This window comes from Streptococcus sp. (assembly GCF_019414905.1).
Classification (GTDB): domain Bacteria; phylum Bacillota; class Bacilli; order Lactobacillales; family Streptococcaceae; genus Streptococcus.
Genome location: NZ_DXLC01000106.1, coordinates 1 through 7,247, shown reverse-complemented (window position 1 = coordinate 7,247; position 7,247 = coordinate 1). Strand labels below are relative to the sequence as shown.

Here is a 7,247-nt window from a genome sequence, read left to right as displayed (position 1 = left end):
CCCTAAGGAAAATGCCAAAGAAGCTATTGCTAAATTGAAAAAACGTGGTCTTAGAACGGTCATGCTTACTGGAGATAATGCTGGAGTAGCCCATGCGATTGCAGAACAAATTGGTATCGAAGAAGTAATCGCAAATGTCTTGCCAGAGGAAAAGGCACATGAAATTCACAAGCTTCAAAAGAATGGCAAATTGGCCTTTGTCGGAGATGGCATTAATGATGCGCCAGCCCTCAGTGTAGCTGATGTCGGAATTGCTATGGGTTCTGGAACAGATATTGCTATTGAATCCGCAGACCTTGTCCTTACAACCAACAATTTACTAGGATTGGCGCGTGCTTTTGACATGAGTAAGAATCCTGCAAGTTCTGGATTGAGTACCAAACCAAGCCCTGAAAAGACTCCTGCTGCAACTGGAATACCGATGAGATTGTAGATAAAGGCCCAGAAAAGATTGAGCAGAATTCGATTAAAGGTTTTCTTACTCATGTCAAATGCACGCACCACACCTAAGAGATTATTGGTTGTCAACACCAAATCTGCTGACTCGATGGCAATATCTGTTCCAGCTCCCATAGCAATTCCCACATCCGCTACACTGAGGGCCGGAGCGTCATTGATACCGTCCCCAACAAATGCTACCTTGCCAGTCGCTTGTAGTTTATGGATTTCATGGGCTTTTTCTTCTGGCAAGACACCTGCAATGACCTCTTCAATTCCGATCTGATCGGCAATAGCACGCGCCACACCGGCATTATCCCCTGTCAGCATGACTGTTTTAAGACCACGCTTTTTCAACTGACTGATGGCTTGCTTAGCATTTTCCTTAGGAATATCTTGCAAAGCAAGTAAGCCTTTGATTTCATTGTCAACAGCCAAGAATACAACTGTCTTAGCTTCTTTTTCCAGTTCTTCTAGTTTTTCCTGATAGGTGCTAGAAATGGTCATACCATCCAGCATTTTAACATTTCCAAGAAGAACTTGTTTCCCATTGATTTGTCCTGAAACACCTTTTCCGTGTAGGGCTTGGAAATTTTCAACAGTTTGAAACTCAAGTCCAACCTCACTAGCTCGCTTGACAATGGCCTCAGCCAGTGGGTGTTGAGAAGCTTCTTCCAAGGATGCTGCCAATCCAAGCACTTCTGACTCGTCGCCAATGATATCTGTGACCACTGGTTTTCCTTCCGTCAAAGTCCCGGTCTTATCAAAGACGATAGTTTGAACTTTCTGGATTTCCTGTAGGACTGTTCCATTTTTGAGAAGAACCCCCATCTTGGCACTGCGGCCTGTTCCCACCATGAGGGCTGTTGGTGTTGCAAGCCCCAAGGCACAAGGGCAGGCGATAATCAAAACCGCCACTCCGTAGAGAAGAGAGGACACAAAACTGGCTCCAAGCACGACCACACTATCCCTGAGCAAGACGAACCAAACCCAAAAGGTCACAATCCCTAAAATGACAACTGCTGGGACAAAAATGCCTGAAATTTTATCCGTCAAGTCCTGAATCGGCGCACGACTTGTCTGAGCTTTCTTCACAAAATCCACAATCTGAGCCAAAACAGTCTCTGAACCAACTTTTTCTGCTCTAAAAACAAGAGTTCCACTATTATTGATGGTGGAGCCAATGACCGTATCTCCAACCGTTTTGTCCACTGGCAGGCTCTCACCTGTCACCATAGACTCATCAATACTAGAGATACCTTCTACTACGAAACCATCAACCGCAATCTTTTCACCGGGACGCACTCGAATCAGGTCACCTACCTTGACTTGCTCCAAAGGGACTTGAACATAGTTATCCTCACGCAAGACTTCTGCAGTTTTAGCCTGCAAGTCAAGTAATTTCTCCACAGCTTGGGAAGTATTTTTCCGCATTTTCTCCTCAAAAACGGCTCCCATAAGAACGAAGAAGAAGATAAAGGCAGCACTTTCAAAGTAAACGGGGAGACCAGCGAAGAGGGCAACTAAGCTATAGAAATAGGCCACTAGGGTTCCCAGAGCAACCAAGGTATCCATGTTGGCATTGTGCTTTTTAAAACTAGCCCAAGCACTTTGGATATAAGGACCACCTGCTACTAGCATAATCGGTGTTGTGGCTAAAAAGGTGCCCCAACGCATGACTTGGTGACTAATTCCTCCTGTCGACATCCCAATCATGAGGATCACAAGAGGCACAGTAAAGATACTAGTAATCCAAAAACGCTGTAAAAGTGATAGAGATTTTCGAGTCTTCTCAACTACAGTATAACTCCCCTTTTGCATCTTCATGCCACACGAAAATTCATGTTGACCTAATTCTTGAGGTGTAAATCGAATGACTTTCTCCTCATCTACGCCGATTGGTTCCAAGATGCCTTCTTCTTCAAACAGAATTTCCTTATAACAGTTTGAAGGAGTTGCTCGATGAAAGGTAATCTCAGCTGGAATTCCCTTTTGAAGCTGGATATGGGCTGGATGATAGCCTTTGTCTGCCGTGATACGGATTTTTTGAACACCATTTTCAAGACTTGCTTTTACAATTTCAGTCATATCATTCTCCTATTCTACAATCATCTTGCCGTGCATCATATTCATGCCACAAGAGAAACCATACTCTCCAGCCTGCTCAGGCGTGATTTCCACTACATACTCTTCGCCCATAGGCAGGTCCGCATGTACACCAAAATCTGGAAAAACAATTTGGTCCAGACAGGGTGAAGGGTCCTTGCGGTCAAAGACAATGCGTGCTGGCACTGATTTCTTGAGGATAATCAACTCAGGCGTATAGCCCCCCATGACCTCCACTCGAATCTCTTGGTAGCCGTTTTTTTGCTGGGCCTTTTGTCCAGATTTTTCAGGCTTTTTGAAAAACCAAAACAAGATAAACGCGATAAGGGCAATACAAATAATGGTTACAATGCTATTTAACATGACGTCTCCTTTACATACAATTACATCTTACTTCTGTTACAGCGCTTGATTTCTTCTCAGAAATCACAGCTTCCAAGTCTTCCAAGTCAGCCTTAGTAAAATCACATTCAGCAATCAAATCAGCCAACAAGTTCTTAATCCTACGGGAACAAACCTTGTCCTTGATATCTTGGACAAGCAAGTCTCGGCTTTGGTCTAGAGTTAAAAGCGCCGAATAAACAAAGGACTTACCTTCTTTTTTCCTTGTCAGACACTCTTTCTCAACCAAACGAGCCAAAAGAGTTTGAATGGTTGACTTGGACCAGTCGAACCGCTCCGCCAGAACCCTGATTAAATCCGTACTAGTCTGCTCTCCTTGCATCCAAATAATCTTCATGACCTGCCATTCTGCATCTGAAATCTGCATTAGCACACCTCCAAAATCTACATTTGTCAATTACAATTATCAGTATACTCTTAAAATCTACATTTGTCAACTATGAAATCAATCTTTTCTTTGAAAAATTGAATTTTAATCATTTGATAAAGGATTTTCAGTCAAATCTTACTATATAAACTATAAAAATATGCTATACTAAAGAAAAAAGAAAACAACCACTAGGGGTGCGTAAAGCTGAGATTAACGACTATTAGACCCTTTGACTCAATCTAGGTAATGCTAGCTGATGGAAGTGGAAATGATAATGGGGACTAGCAGTCTTCTATTGCCTTTCTAAAACAGACTAGCTTGTTCTTAAGAATACAAACTTCAGTTGGTTGGGAGGTTTTAGATGACTTATTTACCCGTTGCTTTGACCATTGCAGGGACTGACCCTAGTGGTGGTGCTGGCATTATGGCTGATTTAAAGTCGTTCCAAGCTAGAGATGTCTATGGAATGGCCGTTGTGACCAGTCTTGTCGCTCAAAATACCAGAGGCGTTCAATTAATCGAGCACGTTTCTCCTCAAATGTTGAAAGCCCAATTGGAGAGTGTCTTTTCGGATATCAAGCCACAGGCTGTGAAAACTGGAATGTTAGCGACAACAGAAATCATGGAAATTATCCAACCCTACTTAAAGAACCTTGAATGTCCATACGTCCTTGACCCTGTTATGGTCGCTACGAGCGGAGACACCCTGATTGATACCAGTGCCAGAAGCTACCTAAAAACAAACCTGCTTCCCCTTGCAAGTATTATCACTCCCAATCTTCCTGAGGCGGAAGAAATTGTTGGTTTTTCAATCCATGATCCTGAAGACATGCAGCGTGCCGGTCGCCTGATTTTAAAAGAATTTGGTCCTCAGTCTGTTGTCATCAAAGGAGGCCATCTCGAAGGCGGTGCCAAGGATTTCCTCTTTACCAAGGATGACCAATTTGTCTGGGAAAGTCCACGAATTCAAACCTGTCATACACATGGTACTGGATGTACCTTTGCTGCAGTGATTACTGCTGAACTAGCCAAGGGAAAAAGCCTTTATCAGGCAGTTGATAAGGCCAAGGCCTTTATCACGAAAGCCATCCAAGACGCCCCTCAACTCGGTCATGGTTCTGGCCCAGTCAACCATACAAGTTTTAAAGATTAAAAAAACTCTCTAGTTCCCGCTTTAAGGGAATTAGAGAGTTTTTATACTTCTTCAAACTACGTCAGCTTTATCTGCAACCTCAAAGCTGTGCTTTGAGCAACCTGCGACTAGCTTCCTAGTTTACTTTTTGATTTTCATTGAGTATTAATTAGGAAATAATGTCATCTAGCTTTGTTAAAAAAGCTTGTGTTTTTGCCTCTATATCTTCTGCCTGCATCAAATCACGCACTACAGCTACACCAGCTATACCCGTGCCGATAAGTTGGTCAATGTTCTCTGAAGTCAAGCCTCCGATAGCAACTACAGGAATGGCGACCCTTTGGCAAATTGTTTTCAAGGTTGAAATCAGGGTAATAGGCGCATTTTCCTTGGTCGTAGTCGGGAAAATGGCTCCTGTCCCCAAGTAATCTGCTCCCCCTTCTTCTGCCTCAAGGGCCCTTTTTACAGTTTTAGCCGTAACACCGAGTATTTTGTCAGGTCCCAATACTTGGCGGGCAACCGAAACTGGTAGTTCATCGTCGCCAATATGCAGACCAGCAGCATCGACTGCAAGACAGATATCCAACCGATCATCGATTATCAAGGGTACCTGATAGGTATCTGTTATTTCCTTGACTTTTTTTGCCAGTTGATAATATTGATTGGTTGTAAGATTTTTTTCTCGTAATTGGACTATGGTAACCCCTGAACGGCAAGTCATCTCAACCTTTTCAAGAAAGCTTTCCGCGGAATCTTGGTAGCGGTTGGTTACCAGATACAGTCTAAGCGCCTCTCTATTCATAAACCTCTCCTTTGATAGCATCTAGCCAGTTTTCATCTCTTTTGAGGAGCGAAAGCTGATTGAGTACTTGGTAACGAAATTCTTCCAATCCTATTCCTTGAACAACTATTTTCTCAGCAGAGATATTGAGATAAGATACTGCCAAGCAAGATGCTTCAAAGGCAGTCTTTCCTTGGCTGAGAAAAACGGCTGTTAAGGCTCCAACCAAGTCTCCTGTCCCTGTTATCCAGTCTAATTCTGCACAGCCATTCTCCAATACAGCAACTTGATTCTTCGACACGATGAGGTCCTTAGGGCCTGTGACTAAGAATGATATACCTGGATAGGTCTGACACCAGTCTTTCAAAACTTGAAGCAAATCCTCAGTTTCTTGATCTTTAGCACTCGCATCGACCCCAACTCCGTGGTGTTTTAAGCCAACAAGACTTCGAATTTCCGACATGTTTCCTTTAAGTACCGTAGGGCTATAGTCTAAAAGGTCTCTGACTAGTCCCTTACGAATGGGCGACGCTGTTACGCCAACCGCATCTACTACCATCGGGAGAGAAGATTGGTTTGCATACGAAGCTGCCATGCGGATTGCTTTTTCCTTCTCAACAGACAAATGCCCCAAATTGATGAAGAGTGCCTGGCTTTGCTTAGTAAAATCAAGAACCTCACGGGGATCATCTGCCATGACAGGTTTACATCCCAGAGCCAAAATCCCATTTGCCAGCATCTCACAAGAAATCTCATTGGTAATGCAGTGAATGAGGGAAGTCGTTTCCAAAGGAAAAGGATTTGATAATTCCAGCATCAGTCTATCCTTTCAGCAAAGAAATATCCCTGCACTTTTTTAAAGAATTCCTGCTTGATTAAAAATCGAAAGGCAATAAAGGAAATCGCTGTACCGATTAAGGTTGCTCCGAAAAATCGAGGAGTATAGATAAACCAGCTAAGCTTTGCAGCTGATCCTGTAAAGAGTACCATAACAGGATAGGAAACAATAGAACCAATAATACCTGTTCCCAAAATTTCTCCCAAGGCAGAAAAGTAAAATTTTCGACCGTACTTATAAAAGAGACCTGCAAGAAGGGCTCCAAAAGTCGCTCCTGTAAGAGCTAAAGGCGGAATCCCTTGAGTCGTCATACGGATAAAAGCTGTTACTGTAGCCATAGCCAAGGCATAAACAGGTCCCATCATGATTCCTGCTAGAATATTGACTACACTGGACATCGGTGCCATTCCCTCAATCCGAAAGATAGGAGTAAGGACTACATCAAGGGCAATCATCATGGATAAAATGGTTAATTTATGAACTTGTAATTGGTGCTTTCTCATGTTTATTATTCTCCTTTTTCTAAAGACTGTAAATCGCTCTTCCATGTCTCGTGTTGGTAGGCCATTTCCCAAAACTTAGCTTCCATATGAACACTGATGTGGAAGGCATCTAGCATTTTTTTCTTGTCTGTCTCGTCACTTTCTCGATAGAGCTGATTGACCAGCGCTCCCTCCTCTCTGATCTGCTGCTCTAACTCATCCGTAATATAAGTCTCAATCCATTGTTGATAGAGAGGATTTGGTGATGGTTTAAGATTAAGTGATTTGCCTATATCATGGTATAACCAAGGACAAGGCAGCAAACTTGCAAAAGCAATGGCTAGATTTGCTTCTTCAAATTGCCGATAAATATGCGAAACATAATGATAACAAGTTGGAGCGATTGGATGTTGCTCCATTTCCTGGTCGCTGATTCCCAATTCCTTGAAAAATTGTTGGCGGATAAATAATTCACCCTCCACTAGACTCTGAGCATTTTGTTTCAAGAGTCTTTTCATCTCTTGGTTTGAAGTCTTATCAGCCAAGAGGTGATAGGCTTCTGAGAAGGCCTTCAGATAGTAGGCATCCTGAATCAGGTAATAGCGGAAAATGCCAGGTTCTAAATTCCCCTCTTGTAATTGTAAAATAAAGGGATGATGAAAGGAAGCCTGCCAAGCTTCCTGTCTCTTATACACATC

7 protein-coding genes, 2 pseudogenes and 1 riboswitch are annotated in these 7,247 nt (G+C 42.8%); of the genes and pseudogenes, 2 read left to right on the top strand and 7 right to left on the bottom strand.

The window, feature by feature from the left end:
• Positions 1 to 352, top strand: a pseudogene (locus QZ359_RS03210) (HAD-IC family P-type ATPase); the annotation flags it as partial.
• A gap of 2 nt (positions 353 to 354) precedes the next feature.
• Here QZ359_RS03210 and QZ359_RS03205 read toward each other — a convergent pair.
• The 3 genes and pseudogenes from QZ359_RS03205 to QZ359_RS03195 form a co-directional block, all read right to left on the bottom strand.
• A pseudogene (locus QZ359_RS03205) lies at positions 355 to 2,526 on the bottom strand (heavy metal translocating P-type ATPase); the annotation flags it as partial.
• A gap of 9 nt (positions 2,527 to 2,535) precedes the next feature.
• A complete protein-coding gene (locus QZ359_RS03200) occupies positions 2,536 to 2,907 on the bottom strand; it encodes a cupredoxin domain-containing protein (RefSeq protein ID WP_000935061.1) in 372 nt (123 codons plus the stop codon).
• Between the two features lie 10 nt (positions 2,908 to 2,917).
• Positions 2,918 to 3,313: a CopY/TcrY family copper transport repressor gene (locus tag QZ359_RS03195; protein ID WP_153209053.1), complete on the bottom strand. Its 396-nt coding sequence runs from the start codon at positions 3,311 to 3,313 to the stop codon at positions 2,918 to 2,920.
• Positions 3,314 to 3,496: 183 nt separating this feature from the next.
• Positions 3,497 to 3,594, top strand: a riboswitch (TPP riboswitch).
• An 83-nt stretch (positions 3,595 to 3,677) separates the two neighbouring features.
• On the opposite strand from QZ359_RS03195, the gene thiD reads away from it, so the two are divergent.
• Positions 3,678 to 4,469 carry a bifunctional hydroxymethylpyrimidine kinase/phosphomethylpyrimidine kinase gene (gene thiD, locus QZ359_RS03190; protein WP_293959376.1) on the top strand — a complete coding sequence of 264 codons (792 nt, stop codon included), beginning with the start codon at positions 3,678 to 3,680 and terminating at the stop codon, positions 4,467 to 4,469.
• 148 nt (positions 4,470 to 4,617) lie between these two features.
• On the opposite strand, the gene thiE is transcribed toward thiD, so the two are convergent.
• Genes thiE through tenA form a run of 4 tightly spaced genes read right to left on the bottom strand, consistent with a single transcriptional unit; the run spans position 4,618 to position 7,244 of the window.
• Positions 4,618 to 5,250, bottom strand: a complete 633-nt coding sequence (gene thiE / locus QZ359_RS03185) for a thiamine phosphate synthase (protein WP_293959373.1) — start codon at positions 5,248 to 5,250, stop codon at positions 4,618 to 4,620.
• On the bottom strand, positions 5,243 to 6,046 hold the full coding sequence (locus tag QZ359_RS03180) for a hydroxyethylthiazole kinase (RefSeq protein WP_293959371.1): 804 nt from the start codon (positions 6,044 to 6,046) through the stop codon (positions 5,243 to 5,245). The genes thiE and QZ359_RS03180 overlap by 8 nt, the downstream gene beginning before the upstream one ends.
• Positions 6,046 to 6,570 carry an energy coupling factor transporter S component ThiW gene (gene thiW / locus QZ359_RS03175; protein WP_050236841.1) on the bottom strand — a complete coding sequence of 175 codons (525 nt, stop codon included), beginning with the start codon at positions 6,568 to 6,570 and terminating at the stop codon, positions 6,046 to 6,048. Before thiW ends, QZ359_RS03180 begins: the two co-directional genes overlap by 1 nt.
• Positions 6,571 to 6,575: 5 nt before the next feature.
• Positions 6,576 to 7,244, bottom strand: a complete 669-nt coding sequence (tenA, locus tag QZ359_RS03170) for a thiaminase II (protein ID WP_293959387.1) — start codon at positions 7,242 to 7,244, stop codon at positions 6,576 to 6,578.
• Between the last annotated feature and the right edge of the window lie 3 nt (positions 7,245 to 7,247).

What these genes read in the sequence shown, in the direction of transcription:
- thiD (WP_293959376.1), top strand. Translation starts at nt 3,678, where the DNA reads ATGACTTATTTACCCGTTGCTTTGACCATTGCAGGGACTGACCCTAGT.
- thiW (WP_050236841.1), bottom strand. Translation starts at nt 6,570, where the DNA reads ATGAGAAAGCACCAATTACAAGTTCATAAATTAACCATTTTATCCATG.
- QZ359_RS03200 (WP_000935061.1), bottom strand. Translation starts at nt 2,907, where the DNA reads ATGTTAAATAGCATTGTAACCATTATTTGTATTGCCCTTATCGCGTTT.
- QZ359_RS03180 (WP_293959371.1), bottom strand. Translation starts at nt 6,046, where the DNA reads ATGCTGGAATTATCAAATCCTTTTCCTTTGGAAACGACTTCCCTCATT.
- QZ359_RS03195 (WP_153209053.1), bottom strand. Translation starts at nt 3,313, where the DNA reads ATGCAGATTTCAGATGCAGAATGGCAGGTCATGAAGATTATTTGGATG.
- thiE (WP_293959373.1), bottom strand. Translation starts at nt 5,250, where the DNA reads ATGAATAGAGAGGCGCTTAGACTGTATCTGGTAACCAACCGCTACCAA.